General features: G+C 72.3%; 17 protein-coding genes. 5 read left to right on the forward strand and 12 right to left on the reverse strand.

The window, feature by feature from the left end:
• Nucleotides 1–91: 91 nt before the first annotated feature.
• Genes HW837_RS39400 through HW837_RS39410 form a run of 3 tightly spaced genes read right to left on the reverse strand, consistent with a single transcriptional unit; the run spans nt 92 to nt 2,633 of the window.
• Nucleotides 92–739 carry a 3-oxoacid CoA-transferase subunit B gene (locus tag HW837_RS39400; RefSeq protein WP_045561824.1) on the reverse strand — a complete coding sequence of 216 codons (648 nt, stop codon included), beginning with the start codon at nt 737–739 and terminating at the stop codon, nt 92–94.
• Nucleotides 736–1,431, reverse strand: a complete 696-nt coding sequence (locus HW837_RS39405; RefSeq protein ID WP_045561823.1) for a 3-oxoacid CoA-transferase subunit A — start codon at nt 1,429–1,431, stop codon at nt 736–738. The genes HW837_RS39400 and HW837_RS39405 overlap by 4 nt, the downstream gene beginning before the upstream one ends.
• The gene (locus HW837_RS39410) at nt 1,428–2,633 is read right to left on the reverse strand and encodes a thiolase family protein (protein ID WP_060888441.1); all 1,206 of its coding nucleotides are present in this window, start codon (nt 2,631–2,633) and stop codon (nt 1,428–1,430) included. The genes HW837_RS39405 and HW837_RS39410 overlap by 4 nt, the downstream gene beginning before the upstream one ends.
• A 71-nt stretch (nt 2,634–2,704) precedes the next feature.
• Here HW837_RS39410 and HW837_RS39415 point away from each other — a divergent pair, with 71 nt between their 5' ends.
• The 5 genes from HW837_RS39415 to ligA all read left to right on the forward strand — a co-directional run bounded on the left by HW837_RS39415 (nt 2,705) and on the right by ligA (nt 7,388).
• Nucleotides 2,705–3,586, forward strand: coding sequence for a LysR substrate-binding domain-containing protein (locus HW837_RS39415; protein WP_045561821.1), 882 nt, complete (start codon nt 2,705–2,707; stop codon nt 3,584–3,586).
• 97 nt (nt 3,587–3,683) lie between these two features.
• Entirely contained in the window at nt 3,684–4,289 is a 606-nt protein-coding gene (locus HW837_RS39420) for a DinB family protein (RefSeq protein ID WP_193381664.1), read from the forward strand.
• 91 nt (nt 4,290–4,380) lie between these two features.
• The gene (locus HW837_RS39425) at nt 4,381–4,773 is read left to right on the forward strand and encodes a helix-turn-helix domain-containing protein (RefSeq protein ID WP_177261971.1); all 393 of its coding nucleotides are present in this window, start codon (nt 4,381–4,383) and stop codon (nt 4,771–4,773) included.
• Between the two features lie 48 nt (nt 4,774–4,821).
• Entirely contained in the window at nt 4,822–5,232 is a 411-nt protein-coding gene (locus tag HW837_RS39430) for a VOC family protein (protein WP_193382695.1), read from the forward strand.
• 62 nt (nt 5,233–5,294) lie between these two features.
• On the forward strand, nt 5,295–7,388 hold the full coding sequence (gene ligA / locus HW837_RS39435; RefSeq protein ID WP_093790570.1) for an NAD-dependent DNA ligase LigA: 2,094 nt from the start codon (nt 5,295–5,297) through the stop codon (nt 7,386–7,388).
• On the opposite strand, the gene HW837_RS39440 is transcribed toward ligA, so the two are convergent.
• From HW837_RS39440 to HW837_RS39480, 9 genes are all read right to left on the reverse strand, one after another.
• Nucleotides 7,375–8,604, reverse strand: coding sequence for a PP2C family protein-serine/threonine phosphatase (locus HW837_RS39440; RefSeq protein ID WP_045561816.1), 1,230 nt, complete (start codon nt 8,602–8,604; stop codon nt 7,375–7,377). The genes ligA and HW837_RS39440 overlap by 14 nt on opposite strands.
• Before the next feature lie 227 nt (nt 8,605–8,831).
• Nucleotides 8,832–9,638: an endo alpha-1,4 polygalactosaminidase gene (locus HW837_RS39445; RefSeq protein ID WP_193381662.1), complete on the reverse strand. Its 807-nt coding sequence runs from the start codon at nt 9,636–9,638 to the stop codon at nt 8,832–8,834.
• Entirely contained in the window at nt 9,635–10,297 is a 663-nt protein-coding gene (locus HW837_RS39450) for a spherulation-specific family 4 protein (protein ID WP_045561814.1), read from the reverse strand. Before HW837_RS39450 ends, HW837_RS39445 begins: the two co-directional genes overlap by 4 nt.
• The gene (locus HW837_RS39455) at nt 10,294–11,349 is read right to left on the reverse strand and encodes an SDR family oxidoreductase (protein ID WP_045561813.1); all 1,056 of its coding nucleotides are present in this window, start codon (nt 11,347–11,349) and stop codon (nt 10,294–10,296) included. Before HW837_RS39455 ends, HW837_RS39450 begins: the two co-directional genes overlap by 4 nt.
• A gap of 7 nt (nt 11,350–11,356) precedes the next feature.
• Entirely contained in the window at nt 11,357–12,070 is a 714-nt protein-coding gene (locus HW837_RS39460) for a nucleotidyltransferase family protein (RefSeq protein WP_045561812.1), read from the reverse strand.
• A 40-nt stretch (nt 12,071–12,110) separates the two neighbouring features.
• Nucleotides 12,111–13,112 (reverse strand): GDP-mannose 4,6-dehydratase, encoded by a 1,002-nt coding sequence (locus tag HW837_RS39465; RefSeq protein ID WP_193381661.1) that lies wholly within the window; start codon nt 13,110–13,112, stop codon nt 12,111–12,113.
• A gap of 74 nt (nt 13,113–13,186) precedes the next feature.
• Nucleotides 13,187–14,605 (reverse strand): hypothetical protein, encoded by a 1,419-nt coding sequence (locus HW837_RS39470; RefSeq protein WP_045561810.1) that lies wholly within the window; start codon nt 14,603–14,605, stop codon nt 13,187–13,189.
• Nucleotides 14,602–16,110, reverse strand: coding sequence for a GT4 family glycosyltransferase PelF (pelF, locus tag HW837_RS39475; protein WP_093790572.1), 1,509 nt, complete (start codon nt 16,108–16,110; stop codon nt 14,602–14,604). The genes HW837_RS39470 and pelF overlap by 4 nt, the downstream gene beginning before the upstream one ends.
• Nucleotides 16,111–16,203: 93 nt before the next feature.
• Complete coding sequence (locus tag HW837_RS39480) at nt 16,204–18,363, reverse strand: hypothetical protein (RefSeq protein WP_093790573.1); 2,160 nt, start codon at nt 18,361–18,363, stop codon at nt 16,204–16,206.
• Nucleotides 18,364–18,461: the final 98 nt, after the last annotated feature.

The following is an 18,461-nucleotide window of genomic DNA, read 5'->3' on the forward strand; positions in this document are numbered from 1 at the left end:
GTGCACCGACTCCGAACAGTCGACGGCCTCGGTGCCGCCCCCTTGGGGTGGCACCGAGGCCGTCGCCATGTACGGGGCTGCGCCGAGAACGCTAGAGCGGCGTGATGCCGAGTCGCTCGGCGAGTTCGTCGGCGCCGACGCCGTACGTCTCGCGGATCCGTACGCCTTCGGTGCCGACGTCGAAGACGCCGTGGTCCGTGTAGACGCGGCTGACGCAGCCGAGGCCGGTGAGCGGGTAGGTGCACCGCGGCACGAGCTTCGGCTCACCGGAGCGGGTGAAGAGGGTCATCATCACGTAGACGTCCTTGGCACCGATGGCGAGGTCCATCGCGCCGCCGACGGCGGGGATGTCGTCGGGCCCACCGGTGGTCCAGTTGGCGAGGTCGCCGTCGAAGGCGACCTGGTACGCGCCGAGGACGCAGACGTCGAGGTGCCCGCCGCGCATCATCGCGAAGGAGTCGGCGTGGTGGAAGTACGCCGCTCCCGGCAGTTCGGTCACCGGGACCTTGCCGGCGTTGGTCAGGTCGGGGTCGACCGCGTCGCCCTCGGCCTTCGGGCCCATGTTGAGCATGCCGTTCTCGGTGTGCAGCACCACCCCGGAGTCGGACGGCAGGTGGTCGGCGATCTTGGTGGGCTGCCCGATGCCGAGGTTGACGAAGGAGCCGGCCGGGATGTCGCGTGCGATCACGGCGGCCAGTTCGTCCATCGAGAGACGGTGTTCGGTGGACGTGGTGGTCATCGTGCCCCCTGCACGGTGTAGTGCCGGGCCTGCACCTGGACGACCCGGTCGACGTAGATGGACGGGGTGACGACCGCCTCGGGGTCGAGCTTCCCGGGCTCGACGACCTCGCCGACCTGGACGATCGTCGTCGTCGCGGCCGTCGCCATGACCGGTCCGAAGTTGCGGGCGGTCTTGCGGTAGACGAGGTTGCCCATGGTGTCCGCGACGTGCGCGGCGATCAGCGCGTAGTCGCCCTTGATGGGGTACTCCAGCAGGTACGTCCGGCCGTCGATCTCCCGCACCTCCTTGCCCTCGGCCAGCGGCGTGCCGACGGCGGTCGGGCAGTAGAAGGCGCCGATGCCCGCACCCGCCGCCCGCATACGCTCGGCGAGGTTGCCCTGCGGCACCACCTCCAGCTCGATCCTCCCGGCGCGGTAGAGGCCGTCGAAGACCCAGGAGTCGGCCTGGCGCGGGAAGGAGCACAACACCTTGCGCACCCGGCCGGCGGCCAGCAGCGCGGCCAGCCCGACGTCGCCGTTGCCGGCGTTGTTGGACACGATCGTCAGGTCCTTGGCGCCCTGCCTGATGAGCGCGTCGATCAGGTCGAACGGCATCCCCGCCAGACCGAAGCCGCCGACCAGGACGGTCGCCCCGTCCTCGATGCCGGCGACCGCCGCGTCGGCGCTCTCGACGATCTCCGCCCGACTCACTGGGCCGCCCCCGTGACGTCGCAGTTCTCCAGCACGACGGCCAGCCCCTGGCCGACCCCGATGCAGATCGCGGCGACGCCGTAGCGCTGCCGTGTCTCGCGCAGCACCTTGGCCAGCGTGGCGAGGATGCGGCCGCCAGAGGCGCCGAGCGGGTGGCCGATGGCGATGGCGCCGCCCTTACGGTTGACGATTCCGGGGTCGATCTTCCAGGCGTCGACGCAGGCGAGCGACTGCACGGCGAAGGCCTCGTTGAGTTCGACCGCACCCACCTGGTCCCAGCCGATCCCGGCCCGGGCCAGCGCACGGTTCGCGGCCTCGACCGGGGCGTAGCCGAAGGCCTGCGGCTCCAGCGCCATCACCCCGCGCCCTGCGATGCGGGCGATCGGGTCGGCGCCGATCGCGGACGCCGCCTGCTCACTGCCCAGCAGCACCGCGGAGGCACCGTCGTTGAGGGGGCTGGCGTTGCCCGCGGTGATGGTGCCGCCCTGATCCGGTGTGCGGAAGACCGGCTTGAGCCCCGCCAGCACCTCGGCTGTGGATCCGGGCCGGATGCCCTCGTCGCGGGTCAGGTCGATGCCGTCGACCGGTGCCACGAGGTCGTCGTAGAAGCCGGACTCCCAGGCGGCGTGGGCGAGTTGGTGGGAGCGGGCGGCGAACTCGTCCTGGCGCTCGCGGGAGATCCCGAAGCGCTCGTGGAGCTGCTCGTTGGCTTCACCGAGGCTGACGGTCCACTCCTTCGGCATCCGCGGGTTGACCAGCCGCCAGCCGAGGGTGGTCGAGACGGCGGTGACGTCGCCTGCCGGGAAGGGTTTGGCCGACTTGGGCAGCACCCACGGCGCACGCGTCATCGACTCCACGCCTCCGGTCAGCACCACCTCGGCGTCCCCGGACTCGATCGTGCGGCTGGCCGTCATCGCCGCGTCGAGGCTCGATCCGCACAGGCGGTTGACGGTGGTACCGGGGACGCTCACGGGGAGGCCGGCGAGGAGCGCGGCCATGCGGCCGACGTTGCGGTTCTCCTCGCCGGCGCCGTTGGCGTTGCCCCACACCACGTCGTCGATGGCGGCCGGGTCGAAGCGGGGCACCCGGGCGAGCGTCGAGGTGATCGCGGCGGCGGCGAGGTCGTCGGGGCGCACGCCGGCCAGCGCACCATTGAAGCGGCCGAACGGCGTCCGTGTCGCGGCGTAGAGGAAAGCACTCATGGCAGGGACGCTAATCCCGGGCCGCGATATTCTGAAGTACGCATATCGAAGCCGATTGATATGGACAGCATATGGATCTGCGGCACCTTCGGTACTTCGTGGCGGTGGCGGAGGAGCGGCATTTCGGCCGGGCCGCCGAGCGGCTCCACATGGCCCAGCCCCCGCTGTCCCAGCAGATCCGGCAGTTGGAGGCGGAGCTGGGCGTCGAGCTGCTGCACCGCACCACACGGCGCGTGGACCTGACCGAGGCCGGCCGCGCCTACCTGGAGCGGGCACGCGCGATCCTCGCCGACGTCGACGAGGCCGGCCACCACGCTCGACTCGTCGCGTCCGGTTCGGTCGGGCACCTCGCGATCGGGTGCGTGGGCTCGGCGACGTACAGCCTGCTGCCCGCGCTCTCGCGGCGGCTCACCGAGGAACTGCCCGGCGTCGACTTCTCCTTCCGTGGCGAGATGCTCGCACCCGACCAGGTCGAGGCGTTGCGCACCGGCGCGATCGATGTGGCGCTGCTGCGCCCTCCCGCGGCCGACCTCTCCCTCACCGTGCACACCTTGCGCCGGGACCGGCTCGTCGTCGCCGTACCCGTCGACCATCCCCTCGCCCGCCGGAAACGACTGCGCGCCTCGGACCTCGCCGGCGCCGACCTGATCGTGCACTCCGCCGACCGCCGGTCCGTGATGTACGACGTCGTCCTGCGCCTGCTGCGTGACGCCGGCGTCGAACCGCACATCCGCCACGAGGTCGGCGAGACCTCGACGCTGGTCACGCTCGTGGCCGGCGGGCTGGGTGTCGCCGTCGTACCCGAGCCGGTGACAGCGCTGGCGCTCGACGGCGTCACCTATCTGCCCCTGGCGGGCGCCGACGCACGCGTGGAGCTGGCCGTCGCCCACCGTGCAGACCGCGCCGAGCCGCACCTGGCGCGCACGGTGGGGATCATCCGGGCGGTGCACTGAGCACTGAGCACTGAGCACTGAGCACTGAGCACTGAGCACTGAGTGAGCGTTGTACGGATCTTGAGGGCATGAGCCGCCCGTGGCAGGCTCATGGCGCATGATCGACGCATTCGCGAAGGACAACCTGCACGGGAGACTGCGGCGGGACCGCAGGGCGCTGCTCTGGAAACTCGACGGCTTGTCCGAATACGACGTCCGCCGGCCTCTGACAGCGACCGGGACCAACCTCCTCGGCCTGGTCAAGCACGTGGCCACCGTCGAGGCCAGGTACTTCGGGGAGGTCTTCGGCCGCCCTTCCCCGGAACCGCTGCCCCGGTGGCAGGACTCCGACGGCAGCGATCTATGGGCGGCCGAGGAAGAGACCCGCGATCAGATCATCGGATTCTACCGGCGCACGTGGGAACACTCGGACGCGACGATCAGCGAGCTTCCTCTCGACGCCCCCGGCCACGTGCCGTGGTGGGCGGAGCCGCATGCCGACACCAACCTGTTCGCTGTCATGGTCCATGTCCTCGGCGAGTCCATCCGGCATGCCGGGCACGCCGATATCCTGCGCGAGGGCCTCGACGGCCGGACCGGGTTGCGTGCCGAACACGAGCAGCGGATCGACGAGGAGGCCCGTGCGGCCTACCGCGCGAAGATCGAGCGGGCCGCCAGGTCGGCCGCACCGATCAAGGATGCGACGGTGTCTCACGTGACCTGATGTGGGTGCGATGCGCAGTGGCCCTGGCGCTGTTCCGCGCGACGGCTACCGCATCGGCGAGGCCCGGGCCGCGGCATGGTGTGATGGCGTCGTGAGCCGAGCCTCCGAAGAGTCCAACCGCCGTATGCTGCGGGCCCGGGACGCCATGGACCGGGCGTACGCGCAGCCCTTGGACGTGCCCGCGCTGGCCCGGATCGCCCATGTCTCCGAGGCGCACTTCACGCGCACGTTCCGGGCCACGTTCGGAGAGACGCCCCACCGCTATCTGCAGCGCCGTCGGGTCGAGCGGGCGATGTTCCTGTTGCGGGAGACCGACCGCGCTGTGACGGACATCTGTTTCGACGTGGGCTTCGGCAGCCCGGGGACCTTCAGCCGCACCTTCCGCGACATCGTGGGCACGTCACCGCGGCAGTACCGCAAGGAGGCGGCGCCGCTGCCCGTCCCGACGTGTTTCACGAAGGCGTGGACACGGCCGAGCGATTGAGCAGTTCTGGATAAGTTTCCGACCGGCCCGCTCGGTAGCGTGAAACCCATGTTCACCGCCATCACGCACTCGCAGATCTACGTCCTCGACCAGGACGAGGCCCTCGACTTCTACGTCTGCAAGCTCGGCCTGGAGGTCAACACCGATGTCGACCTGGGCTTCATGCGCTGGCTGACCGTCCAGGTGCCCGGCCGGCCGGAGCGCCAGATCCTCCTGGAGAAGCCGGGGCCGCCGGCGCTCTCCGAGGACACCGCGGCACAGGTCCGCGCACTGCTCACCAAGGGGGCCATGGGCGGCCACCTCATCTTCAGCACGGACGACTGCCGCAAGACCTACGACACCCTCCTCGGCAAGGGCGTCGAGTTCACCGAGGAGCCCACCGAACGCCCCTACGGCATCGACTGCGGCCTGCGCGACCCGTTCGGCAACAGCATCCGTTTCACCCAGCCGAAGGGCTGAGCCGAGCCCGGTCGCTCCCCGGCCGCGGGGGCATTGTCAGTGGTGGGCGGCAGGATGGGGGCATGACGACATCAGCTGCAGTGATCGTGGATGCCGCCGCCTACGCGCAGGCCGTGGAGGACGCCGTGCGGGCCTCGGCCGCCTACTACACCGGGGGTACGTCGGCGTTGGACGACGACACCTACGACCGGCTCGTGCGCGGTATCGCGGCATGGGAGGCCGAGCATCCCGAGGGGACACTGCCCGACTCGCCCACCGGCAAGGTCGCCGGTGGCGCGGTCGAGGGGGACGTGCCGCACACGGTGGCGATGCTGAGCCTGGACAACGTGTTCTCGGGCGAGGAGTTCACCGTGTGGACGGCGTCGCTGGCCCGGCGGATCGGGCACGACGTGGAGCGGTTCAGCGTGGAGCCCAAGCTCGACGGGCTCGCGGTCGCCGCGCGCTACACCCAGGGGCGGCTCACCCGGTTGATCACCCGGGGCGACGGGACGGCCGGGGAGGACGTCTCGCACGCCATCGGCACCGTCGAGGGGCTGCCGGGCGAGCTGGCCGAGCCGGTGACGGTGGAGGTGCGCGGCGAAGTCCTCATGACCACCGCCCAGTTCGAGCACGCCAACGAGATACGCACCGAGCACGGCGGGCAGCCCTTCGCGAACCCGCGCAACGCCGCGGCGGGCACCCTGCGCGCCAAGGACCGCGCCTACACCGTGCCGATGACGTTCTTCGGGTACGGGCTGCTGGCGCTGCCGGGCACGGACGCCGCCGATGCCGCCCGCCTCGCCGAACTGGCCCACAGCGACCTGATGGCCCGCGCCGCCGAGCTGGGCGTCAACACCACCGCGGGTACGGCCGTTCCCGGTGTCACCGCCGCTTCCGTCGAGGAGGTCCTCGCCCGGGTGACGGAGATCGCCGCGCTGCGGGCCGAGCTGCCCTTCGGGATCGACGGGATCGTCGTCAAGGCCGACCTGGCCGCCGACCAGCAGGCCGCCGGGTCCGGTTCCCGCGCCCCGCGCTGGGCGATCGCCTACAAGCTGCCCGCCGTCGAGAAGATCACCCGGCTGCTGGAGGTGCAGTGGAACGTCGGCCGCACCGGCATCATCGCGCCGCGCGGCGTACTGGAGCCCGTCGAGATCGACGGCTCCACCATCACGTACGCCACCCTGCACAACCCGGCCGACATCACCCGCCGCGACCTGCGGCTGGGCGACCACGTCATGGTGCACCGCGCCGGTGACGTGATCCCGCGCGTGGAGGCGCCCGTCGCCCATCTGCGCACCGGCGACGAACAGCCGATCGTCTTCCCCGAGGTGTGCCCGAGATGCGGCTCCGGCATCGACACCGGAGAACAGCGCTGGCGCTGCGAGAACGGCCGCAACTGCCATCTGGTGGCCTCCCTGTCGTACGCCGTCGGCCGCGACCAGCTCGATGTGGAGGGGCTTGGGCACACCCGGGTCGTCCAGCTCGTCGAGGCGGGCCTGGTGACCGACCTCGCGGATCTCTTCGCCCTCACCCGGGAGCAGCTCCTCGGCCTGGAGCGCATGGGGGAGACCAGCACCGACAACCTCCTCGCCGCGCTGGAGACGGCCAAGGCGCGGCCGTTGTCGCGGGTGCTGTGCGCGCTGGGGGTGCGGGGGACGGGACGTTCCATGTCCCGCCGTATCGCGCGGTACTTCGCCACCATGGAGAACCTCCGTGGCGCGGACGCCGAGGCGATCCAGCGGGTCGAGGGCATCGGCACCGAGAAGGCCCCGTCGATCGTGGCCGAGCTGGCCGAACTGGCCCCGCTCATCGACAAGCTCGTGGCGGCCGGGGTGAACATGACCGAGCCGGGCGCCACGCCTCCCGCGCCTGCCGACGAGAACACCGCCGACGCCGAGGAGGGCACCGAGGCCGCGGGCGGGCCGCTCGCCGGGATGGCCGTGGTGGTCACGGGCGCGATGACCGGGGTGCTGGAGAAGCTCAGCCGCAACCAGATGAACGAACTCATCGAACGGGCCGGGGGCCGCGCCTCCTCCAGCGTCTCCAAGAAGACGTCCCTGGTCGTCGCGGGTGAGAACGCCGGCTCCAAGCGCGCCAAGGCCGAGACGCTGGGCATCCGCCTGGCCGGCCCCGACGAGTTCGCCGCGCTGGTGGCCGACTTCCTCACAGCCGAATGATCACGAGGGCCGTGTCGTCGGTGGCACTGCCGTGGTGGAGGAGGTCCAGGAGCAGGGCGTCGGCGAGCAGCTCGGGGGTGGAGCGGCGATGGCGGGTGAGCGCCTCGGCCAGCCGGCCGAGGCTGACGTCGATGTCCTCGTCTCGGCGTTCGATCAGACCGTCCGTGTAGAGGACGAGGGTGTCGCCCCCCGTGAAGCCGACGGTGGCCTCCGGGCGGAGGGTGTGCTCGGGACGGGCGCCGAGCGGCGGATCGGTGGCGCCGTCGAGGAAGACGACCGAGCCGTCGCGGCGCAGCAGCGCGGGCGGCAGATGGCCGGCGCTGCTGTAGGTGATCGTGTGGCTGTCGAAGTCGACGCAGGTCTGCACGGCGGTGGTGTTCTCGGCGCCTTCGACGGAGCGGGCGTACAGGCCGAGCGCGTCCAGTGCCTGGGCGGGACCGTCGGCCACCAGGGACGCGGCGCTCAGCGCGCTGCGGAGCTTGCCCATCACGCAGGCGGCGGCCAGCCCGTGCCCGACCACGTCACCGACGGCGATCCCGATACGGTCCACACCCTCCAGGTCGACCAGGTCGTACCAGTCGCCGCACACGTTCAGCGCCTCCGTCGCCGGCTGGTAGCGGACGGCCGCCCGGTGGTGTCCGAGCGGGTTGGGCGCGGGCAGCATCGCCTTCTGCAGAGCGAGCGCCACCTCCCGTTCGTGGGCGTGCGCCTCACGCAGCCGTTCGTTGACCTCCTGCAGCTCCCGGGCGCGGGTGTAGAGCTCGGCCTCCAGCACGCGGGCCCGGTCGCCCGGCGCGCGCTCGCGGGCCCGGATCAGCTCGGTGACCTCCTCAACCTTGTGGATCAGCAGCACCACCTTCCCGTCGGGGCCGAGGACCGGCGCGTTCACCGGGCTCCAGTACCGCTCCTCCCACTCCCCCGGGCACTGCACCGACTCCACGTCGTAGCGCTGCAACGCCATCGCGTCCCGCTCGCCGGTCTCCACCACCCTGCCGAGGGAGGCCGCCAGGTTCCGCATCCCGTTCGCGGACGGGTCATCGGGATTGTCGGGGAACACATCGAAGAGATACCGGCCGACCACCTGCTCGCGGGTGCGTCCCGACATCCGCAGGAACTCCTCGTTCGCGTCCGCGTACACCAGATCGGGTGTCAGCAGCGCCACCATGCCCGGCAGCGCCTGGAACACCGCCGCGTAGTCGTTCGCCGTATCCGCCATGGTCGCCGCCTCAGCGTCCGTCGTGCTGTGATCTCCACCATAGGATCCCGGAGGCACACGGGCGCGGTTCCGTGTTCAGGAAAAAGGCCGGGTCACGCACTGTTGTGTGCATGGGGACACAGCGTCGCGGGTCCGGCGGGAGCCACCGGAGCCGGGTCACGCAGGGTGAGGAGTTCGTCGCGGTGGCGCCGGTCCGCGTGGCGTACGCGGCCGTGCGGGGCCGCCGCTCAGCATGGCTGTCGCCACACTCCCAGCTCCAGTCGTTTGACCATCGACGAGAGCCTCAGCCGGCGCGACTCGGCGCAGAAGCTGCTCCTGGGTTCGGTGTACTCCACGTGGAACACGGCCTTGCCGGCCTCGATGAAGGGCGAGAGCCGCGCGCACTCGTCGTACTGGGCGCACTCCTCGTTGACGGCGAAGTCGAAGTCGGCAAGCAGTTGGGGAATCTGGGGCAGGTCGTTCTTCAGGCCCACCGCCAGGCCACGCTCGTGGGCGATGTCCGCGATCATGCGGTTGTAGGTGAGCTGATCGCGCGCGGTGAGCGGGAAGCCGGTGTCGTCGCCGTAGCCCTCCATCAGGTCGGGTTCCACCGCGTCGAAGCCCTTGTCCCGGCACATGTCGAAGCGGCGTTCCATGAGGGGCCGCAGGACGTCCAACTGCCTTATGTCCAGCCAGCGTTCACCCGCCCAGCCGTTCTTCTCGCCGAGCAGGGCGCGTGGGAAGTCGTCCTTGTCGGGCCGGAAGTCCTCCCAGGCACCGACGTTGATGTAGCAGATCACCTTGCGGCCGTCCCGGTGCAGCCGGGCCACGTCCCGCGCGGAGTTCTCGAAGCCGTCGATGTCGTAGACGGGCACGTCCGCCGAGGGGTCGACCTTCCCGTCCAGCTGCCACTGCCAGGCGAGACCGGGCCGGGGTCGCCAACGCGGCCCGGACCTGGGGTCGGGATCCGGGGCGGGGTCGCCGCCGCAGCCCACCAGGGTCGAGGCCAGCAGGGCGGCCAGCAGCGCCGCGTACCCGAGCGTCGGCCTCCTCATCGGCCCGTCCCGGTGAGCGCGGGCGTCAACTGGGCCCAGGGGTTGGGTGGTTCACCGGTCACCGGGCCGCAGACGGCGGCGCCCCGGTCGTGCGCGGTGCGCACGGCGAGCGGTACGAGTGCCTCGGGGACGCCGTAGACGAGGTGGCAGAGCCGTTCGGGCGGGTGGCGCTCGGCCCAGGCGGGTCTGCTGAACGCCGACACGTACGTCGACCAGTGGCCCTCGAAGGTGACGGTCAGGTCGGCGAGGCGGGCGTACCCCGGGGCCGGGTGGACCCCGGGGTTGAGGACGACGGTGGCGGCGCCGAGCCGGCGGAGGGCCCGGACGAGCCTGCGGCAGGCGGGCAGGCCGTCCGGGGTGGCCGTCACCTGGTCGAGGAAGCAGCCGTCGGCCGCGTACCACTCCTGGTGACGGCGTACGTCGTCGGCGATCTCGGCGCGGTCGCGCACCCCGTAGTCGGTGTCGACGTAGCCGAGCAGCCGGGCCCCGGCCGCGCGCAGCGCCCCGGCCGCCGCGGTGAACGCGGGGTCGGGGACGTCGCCGGGGCCGTTCGCCGGGTTGAGGACGACGGCGTAGGTACGGGGCGCCGCCCGGATCAGACGGTGCCAGGCGCCCGGGTCCTCGGCCGGGTGGACGTACAGCGGGATCAGCAGACTCACGGCGTACGGGCACCTTCCTCGTCGCCCCCGTGTCCGGCGTCGTCCGAGCCGCTCTCCCACAGCGCGGTGAGCGCGTCGTCCAGGCTGTGGGCCGGCCGCCAGCCGAGGGCCGCCTCCGCGGCGGTGATGTCGGAACACTGCCACGACACATCCGCCGACCGGACCGACCCGCCCGCCCGGGCCCCACCGGCCCCCCGCCCGGCCTCGACCGCATCCGGGCCCGCGCCCACAACCGTGCCCCCGTCCCCTGATGTCCTCGCGTCCGACGGTCTCGTCGCCGAAACCCTCGTCCCCGTCGCGTTCTCCGTGATCCGGCCTCGGAAGCCCGCCTTGTCGGTCAGGAGGCGGACCAGCTCGCGGACCGGGACGGCGCGGCCGCCGGAGATGTTCAGGACGGGTGGCAGGGGGCCGGGGGCCGTGGCGGCGAGGACGACCGCCCGGGTGACATCGCGTACGTCGACGAAGTCGCGGTACGCGGAGAGGTCGCCGAGCGGAAGCACGGCCTCGGGGTCCCGGCCCGCGGTGCGGAGCAGGGCGGCGATACGGCCGGGCAGGCTGGTGCGCGGTGCACCGGGGCCGACCGGGTTGCCGATCCGCAGGACCACCGCGTCCAGGCCGGAGGTGGTGACGGCGACCGTGCCCGCGAGCTTGGTCGCGCCGTAGGGGGCGAGCGGACGGGTGGCCGCCGCTTCCGTCACCCGGACGTCCGGGACGCCGGGCCCGTACTCGGCGGCCGACCCCAGGTGCACCAGCCGTGCGCCGGGGGCGGCCTCCCGGAGCGCCGCGCACAGGACGGCCGGGCCCCGGGCGTTGACCTCGGCGAGGGTGACGGGATCGCCGCCGGTCGCGCCCGCGCAGTTGACCACGGTGTCGGGCGCGGCCGACGCCAGCGTCTTCGCCAGGTCCGCGGGGCGGACGGTGGCGAGGTCGACGGTGTGGTCGGCGGTGGGCGCACGGCCGCCGCCGAGGACCAGCGCGCCCGGCAGGGCACGCAGCCCCTCGACGACATGGGCGCCCAGATAGCCGGTGAAACCCAGGACGAGAATGCGCATGCGGTGCTCAGGCTCCCTTGAGCAGAAGCGACTTGCGGGTGGTGAACTCGGCGTTGGCCCGGTCGTAGTCGTCCGGACGGCCTATGTCCAGCCAGTACCCGTCGAAGTCGTAGGCGTGCGGCTGGTTCCGGGCCCGTATCAGGTCGAGCACCAACTCGTCGAAGCCCAGCGGCAGTCCGGGGGTGTAGCCCTCCAGGGTCGAGCGGGACACGCCGTAGACGCCCATGGAGACGCGGTAGTCCATGCTCGGCTTCTCGGTGAAGGCGACGACCTTGGTGTCGTCGGTGGTCAGGACACCGAAGTCGATGTGGACCTTGCGGGCGTAGGTGGCGATGGTGAGCGGCGCCCCGGACTCCCGGTGCCGGTGCAGGACGTCGGCGTAGTCGAGGTCGGTGAGGATGTCGCCGTTCATCACGAGGAACGACTCGGGCAGCTTCTCGCGCAGGTTGAGCAGCGGGCCCATGGTGCCGAGGGGGCTCTCCTCGGGGGCGTAGTCGACGGTCAGGTCCCACTGGGAGCCGTCGCCGACGTAGGCGCGGATGATCTCGCCGAGGTGGCCGATGGCGATGGTGGCATGGGTGAAGCCGGCCGTGGAGAGCTGGCGCAGCACGATCTCCAGGATGGCGTGCTGGTCGCCGATGGGGACGAGCGGCTTCGGCAGCGCGGTCGTGTAGGGCCGCAGCCGGACGCCCTTGCCTCCCGCCAGGATCACTGCGTGCATGGTGCTCCTCCTTGGTCGATGTGCTTCTGCCGGACGGGAGTCAGATGTTGTAGATGCCGGTCTTGTAGCGGGCGAGGTTGGCCGGGTCACGGAAGAACTCCACGGTGTGCGCGAGGCCTTGCTCCAGGGTGTGTGCGGGCTGCCAGCCGGTGGCGGCGGTCAGTCGGCTCGCGTCCGCGACGAGCCGCATCACCTCGGAGTTCGCGGGCCGGATGCGGGCCTCGTCCTCACGGACGTCGAGTTCGCTGTCCATGACCTTGCCGATCAGCGCGACGAGGTCGCCGACGGAGATCTCGCCGCCGGTGCCGGCGTTGAAGGTGCGGCCGACGACCTGCTCGGCGGGCGCGGTGCCGACGGTGAGGAACGCCTGCGCGGTGTCCTTGACGAAGGTGAAGTCCCGGGTGGGGCGCAGATCGCCGAGGGTGATGGTGCGCTCCCCCGCGGCGACCTGGCCGATGACCGTGGGGATCACCGCGCGCATCGACTGGCGGGGCCCGAAGGTGTTGAAGGGTCTCAGGGTCACGACGGGGGTTTCGAAGCTCGCGTGGTAGCTGTCGGCGAGCCGGTCGCCGCCGGCCTTGGAGGCGGCGTACGGGGACTGGGTGTTGATGGGGTGGTCCTCGGTGATCGGCACGGTCCGGGCGGTGCCGTAGGTCTCGCTGGTGGAGGTGTGGACCAGACGGGGCGTGCCGAGGGCGCGGACGGCCTCCAGGACGTTGAGGGTGCCGGTGACATTGGTGTCCACGTAGCTGTGGGGTGCCTGGTAGGAGTACGGGATCGCGATGAGGGCGGCCAGGTGGTAGGCGGTGTCGGCGCCGTCGAGGAGACCGCGGACCGAGCCGGGGTCTCGGACGTCGCCGAGGACGATCTCGACCTGGTCGAGGACGTCGGGGTGCAGGGTCTCCAGCCAGCCGTAGGAGGAGAAGGAGTTGTACTGGGCCATGGCCCGGACCCGGTGTCCGGAGGCGACGAGCGCCTCGGTCAGGTGGGAGCCGATGAAACCCTCGGCTCCGGTGACGGCGGCGAGCGGTGCGGAGGTCAACTGGTGTGTCCTTCCGGTCGGTGGTGTGGGGGGTGGCACGTGGGGGGTGTGCGGTGGTCGGGTGGGCACGGGGCTCAGGCGTGTGGCGCGGGCCGGCCGAGCAGCCGCAGCGCGCACGCCACCAGACAGAGCGCGGCGGCGGCGCAGCACAGGGGCAGCGCCAGGTCGCCCGGTGGCAGGCGCAGCAGGGTGATCGCTCCGGCGCCGCCGGCCGCCGCCAGGCAGATCGCGGCGGACGGCCAGGCCGCCCCGAAGGCCTGCAGCAGCAGCGCGGTCCACAGGACGGCGGCGAGCAGCAGCAGCGGGGCGGGGGCGGCGCCGGTGAGCAGGGCCGCGGGCAGCAGCGGCAGCAGATAGACGAGCAGGCAGAGGCCGAGGATCCCGGCCGAGCGCAGCAGGAACCCGGCGGGGGTGGCGGCGGCGCGCAGCGCGGCGACGGACAGTCCCCGGTAGCGGTAGAGCAGCCATTCCGCCGGGCCCATGCTCACCGTCAGCACGATCACCGCGTACGGCTCCTGCCGGCCCTCCAGCAGTACCAGCACACCGGCTGCCAGGCCGAAAAGGCCGTACGGCAGGGACCACAGCGGGCGGGGGCGGCGGGCGTCGGGGACGGCCGGGGTGGCGAGGACGTCCCGCAGGGTCCGGCCGGTGACGGCGAGGGTGGCGAGCAGCGCGAGCAGAGGCAGTCCGGCGCGGGGCCACGGGCCCGGTTCCCACCAGGGCAGCACGGCGGCTCCGGCGATCAACGGGCTGAGCGCGGCGAGCAGTTGGCGCTCCTTGCCGAGGACCAGCAGGATGCCGGCCGCCCCCAGGTACAGCGACTGGGCGGCCGCCACCAGGGTCACAGGTCCGCCGCCCGCGGGCAGTGCCGCGCTCGCCGTGGCGACGAGCGCTCCGACGGGGGCGCCGGTCAGGAGCGTACGGCCGGCCTCGTGCCGCCCGGTCGCCATCCGCAGGTGGGCGCGGTGGCCGAGGGCCTGGCCCCAGGCCCAGGAGACGAGTCCCGCCACGATCAGGGCCGGCGCGTGCGCGCCGGGGTTCCACAGCGGGGCGGTCAGCAGGTAGGCGAGGCCGGGCAGGGCGAAGAGGACGCCTCGCAGCAGGCAGCGCACGGTGTCCGGGCGCCAGGGGTCGGCGCCCCGCGCGGGTTCGGGGAACGTCCTCGGTACGCGTTCGTACAGGGCGGCGGCGAGCGAGAACAGGCTGGGATGGCCGTAGCGTTCCTTGATGAGGGAGGCGGACAGGCCCTCCGCCTCCAGCAGGGCGGCCACTTCGTACGGGTGGACGGCCGGGCCGACGCGGTCGGCGAGTTCGGCGGCGAGTTCGTTGACCGCCTCCTCGTCCGGGCCCCGGTGCGGGAGGCGGATGGTGAGGGTGGTGTCGTCGCCGAGGGCCCAGCTGGGGCGGCGGCGCGGGCGGCGCCGGTCGGCCAGCCGGATGGCGAGGGTGTCCTGTTCGGCGCCGCCGGGTTCGAGTGACAGGGGGCCGCTCATCCGGCCACCGTGCTGATCGGGGCGGGCGCGGGCGCCGGGATCTCGACGGTCGCCGGCCGCTGCCGCAGCGTGGGCAGTTCGAGGTAGATGGCGCGGAAGGTGTCGATGGTCCGGCGGAGGGTGAACTGTTCGATCACCCTGAGCCGGGCCGCCTCCCCCATCGCCCGGCGGCGTGCCGGGTCGCCCAGCAGTTCCAGCGCGGCCCGGGCCATCGCCTCCGGGTCGCGCGGCGGCACCACGAGCCCGGTGTCGCCGACGGCCTCGCGCACCCCGCCCACATCGGTGGAGACGGTGGCCCGCCCGCAGGACATGGCCTCGATGAGGGTGAACGGGAAGCCCTCGCTGATGCTGGAGAGCATCACGACGTTGCCGGCCGCGTAGGCGTCCTTGATGTCGTCGACCCGGCCCTCGAAGGTGACGGCGTCGCCGTGGCCCAGTTCGGCGGCGAGGGCCTCGCAGCGTTCCCGGTAGGCCTCGCCGCCGCGTGGTGTCCCGCCGAACAACCGCAGTCGCGCGTGCGGGAGTTCGGCCCTGACGAGGGCGAACGCCCGGATGAGGGTCTCCAGGTCCTTGATGGGGTCGACGCGGCCCGCCCAGCTGAGGGTGAGCGTCTCCGGCTCGGGCCCGGCGGGCGGGAACGCGGCGGGGTCGACGCCGTTGTAGACCGTGCGGATCGACTCGGGGTCGGCGCCGCCCTGTTCCTCCCAGAGCCGGTTGTAGCGGTTGCCGGGGGTGATCAGGGCGGCCCGGCGGTAGGTCTCCTCGGCGAGCAGGCGGAAGAAGCCGAGGACGACCGCCTTGACGGGCCAGCGGTAGGGGGCGGTGCGGTAGCCGAGGTAGCGCTCGCGCAGATAGACGCCGTGTTCGGTCAGCAGCAGGGGGACGCCGTGTCGTTCGAGGGCGGCGAGGCCCGGGAGGACGGCGACACCGCCGCTGACCGCGTGCGCGACGCCGGTCTCGGGTGCCGGCGCGGCGAGCGGGCGCAGGGCGTGTTCGAGCAGGGAGGTCGCGGTGAGCGCGTCGTGCAGGGTGGGCCGGGCCTCGCGGACGGCGAGTCCGGGGCGGTTCCAGACGGCGGCCAGCTGGGCGATCGCCCGGTCCGAGCGCAGGAAGGGGCTGAGTGTGCCGTCCGCCGCCGCCCGGGCCAGCTCGTACAGGGCGGGCGCGAAGCCGTCCTCGGCGCCCGGGTCGAGCAGGGCGGTGAGGAACCGTTCGTAGGCGGTGGCGAGGCGGTGACGGGCGCGGCCCCGGGGCGCGCGGCCCTCGGGCGGGTCGCCCCACATGGGGACGGACAGCACACGACAGACGTGGGCGGGCAGGTCCCAGACGAGGGGTTCGCGTCCGGTGCCGGTCACGGCGATGACGTCGAAGTCGAGGTCCGGCATGCCCTGGACGAGTTGGTCGCACCAGACGCTGACGCCGCCGTGACTGTGGGGATAGGTGCCTTCGGTGAGGAGGGTGACGCGCGTCGCGCCGAGTCGGCGCGCGTCGTGGGGAACGGGCATCGGTGTGCTCCACGGCCGTGGTGTGGGGTGGTTCCGGCCGGTCCCGGCCGCGGGTGACGCGGCCGGGACGGCTCGATGGGCGGGTTCCGCGGCTCAGTCGTCCGCGGTGTCGGTGTCCGTCGAGTCGGTGTCCGCGGTGTACGGCACTCTCTCGCTCACGCCCGCGGGGACACGGGTGTCCGGCGCGGGGTCCGTGGTCTCGACGGATCCGGTGGCGTCGGCCGCCGGGGAACCGGCCGGCGTGGGCAGGGCGAGGGCGAGGGGAGCTCCCGTGGAGGGGGTCCAGCCGGAGACCGCGCCGGCGTAGGCGTCGCCGAAGGCGGCACCGGCCAGGGTGGTGCCGGTGGGCGCGGTGACGGTGACCGCGAGGCCGTCCGGTGCCTCGACGGTCACGGCGCTGCCGATGCGGTGGGCGGTGACCTCGCCGGCCTGGAGGGCGGCCTGCCAGAGGGCCCTGCGGCGGAGTTCGGCGCCGATGTCCTTCATCCGCAGGTTGACCACGGGGGTGTTCTCGGCGAACAGGGCCGCGTAGTCGTCGAGGACGCCGTCGAGCACCGGGTAGGCGATGCGGTCCTCGGCCAGGTTCGACTGGTGGATGAAGTGCGGCTTCGGGTCGCCCGCGAGGACGTGGCCGAGGGCGATCCGCTTCTCCAGCGGCACGATGACCTCCGCGTACCCGGTGGCCGTGTCCAGCGGCGCGGTGAGGCAGGTGGTGGTGGCGGGGTTGTCCTCGCAGATGCCGCTGCCGCCCTGGGCGCGGCTGGTGTAGATCCAGTTGTACTCGTCGACCTGTTCGGCCGCGCGTCCCGCGTTGTAGAAGACGTTCATCGGGTGGCGGGGCACGGTGGTGGCGGGGCCGACCTGACGCTGGGCGGGCTCGCGGGAGTTGTCGGAGCCGAGCCAAGTGGTGTCGTTGTCGTCGAGGGCGAGCGCCAGGTTGGGGTTGTCCTCGGGCTGTTGCGGCAGCACCTTCATGCCGGAGTGTTCACCGGTGACCAACTCGCCGTTCTCCAGGGGGAGTCCGGCCCTCTCGCCCCAGACGCGGTTGGTGGCGATCTCGTCGGAGATGTCGTTGCGGCTCACCCAGCGGGTGGAGCCGGCGGCGTCGGTCGCGCATCTCCAGGGGACCACGCTGGTGTCCTGGACGCAGCCGAGGAAGGGGTGGGAGTAGGTGTGGTTGATCCAGCGGAACTGGTTCCGGTCCGCGATGAACTTGTCGGCGAGGGCGTCGTCGCCGTTGTTGTCCTCGCGGTGGTCGACGCTGCCGGCGCCGTTGTAGGCGAGGTCGAGGGTGAAGTTCTTCTCGGTCTGCCAGGCGGTGGCGTGGTCGACGTCGGCCGGGGTCATACGGATGGGGTCGGGCTCGATGTTCGGGTCGGCGCAGTCGACGTCGCCGGGGGTGCAGTTCAGCTGGGTGTTCCAGCGGTCGTCGGCGGCGAACACGTCGTCGACGTGCACGGCGAAGTAGTTCCGTGAGGCGCCCAGGTGCACCCCGCCGGTCATCCACTCGACGATGCCTCGGGCCAGCAGCCGGAACTGCTGCTGGTACCGGTTGTAGACGAACGTGACGACGAGCTCGCGGCGCCCGTCGTGCCGGTACTCGCCGACGAGTGTGCCGCGGGTGGACTGGCCGGGGACGGCCGCGTCGACGTAGGGGGTGAAGTCGGCTCCCGCGACGGGCCTCGACAGGTAGGCGTAACTCTCGCCGATGGCGGGGTCGTTGTCCTCGAAGGGCACCGCGCCGTCGAGGTAGCCGAAGTGGCCGGCCTTCCCGGCGTCGGTCACCCGGGCCTCGGCGCCGTCGAGGCTGCCGGAGTAGCCGCCGTACACCGGGTACTGCAGACCGGCTTCCGGACGCGCGTAGGTGTAGGCGTCGACCTGGGGGATCGCGTAGGTGCGCTCGTACTCCGCGAGCGCCGTCATCTCGGCGGAGCCGGCCGGGAACGGGTTGTCGTTGGGCAGCACGACCGCCTGGTACTTGGCGCGCGGGCGGCCGTCGACGGTGTCCGCGAGGAAGCCGGCGTCGATGACCGGCCGGTCGGCGCTCGTCAGGTCGATCTCGGTGTACGGAGTGCCGACGGTGGTGAGTTCGGCGGCTATCGCGTCGGTCGACGGGCCGCCGTCGCTGACCACCAGGACCCGCAGATCGACGCGGGGCGCGGTGTCGTCGGCGTGGACCGGGCCGGCCGGCAGGCCGAGCGCGGCGATGAGCGCGCCCACCGTGAGCACGGTGGTGCGTAAAGTCCGCTTCATGCGGTGAAGTCCCCTCCCCGGGCAGGGGTGAGCACGCCTCTCCTGGAGCGGACGCACCCCCTTGCGTGACGCCGGCGTCCCCCTCAGAACCCAGTCGT

The organism is Streptomyces caniscabiei (genome assembly GCF_014930365.1).
Taxonomy (GTDB): domain Bacteria; phylum Actinomycetota; class Actinomycetes; order Streptomycetales; family Streptomycetaceae; genus Streptomyces; species Streptomyces caniscabiei.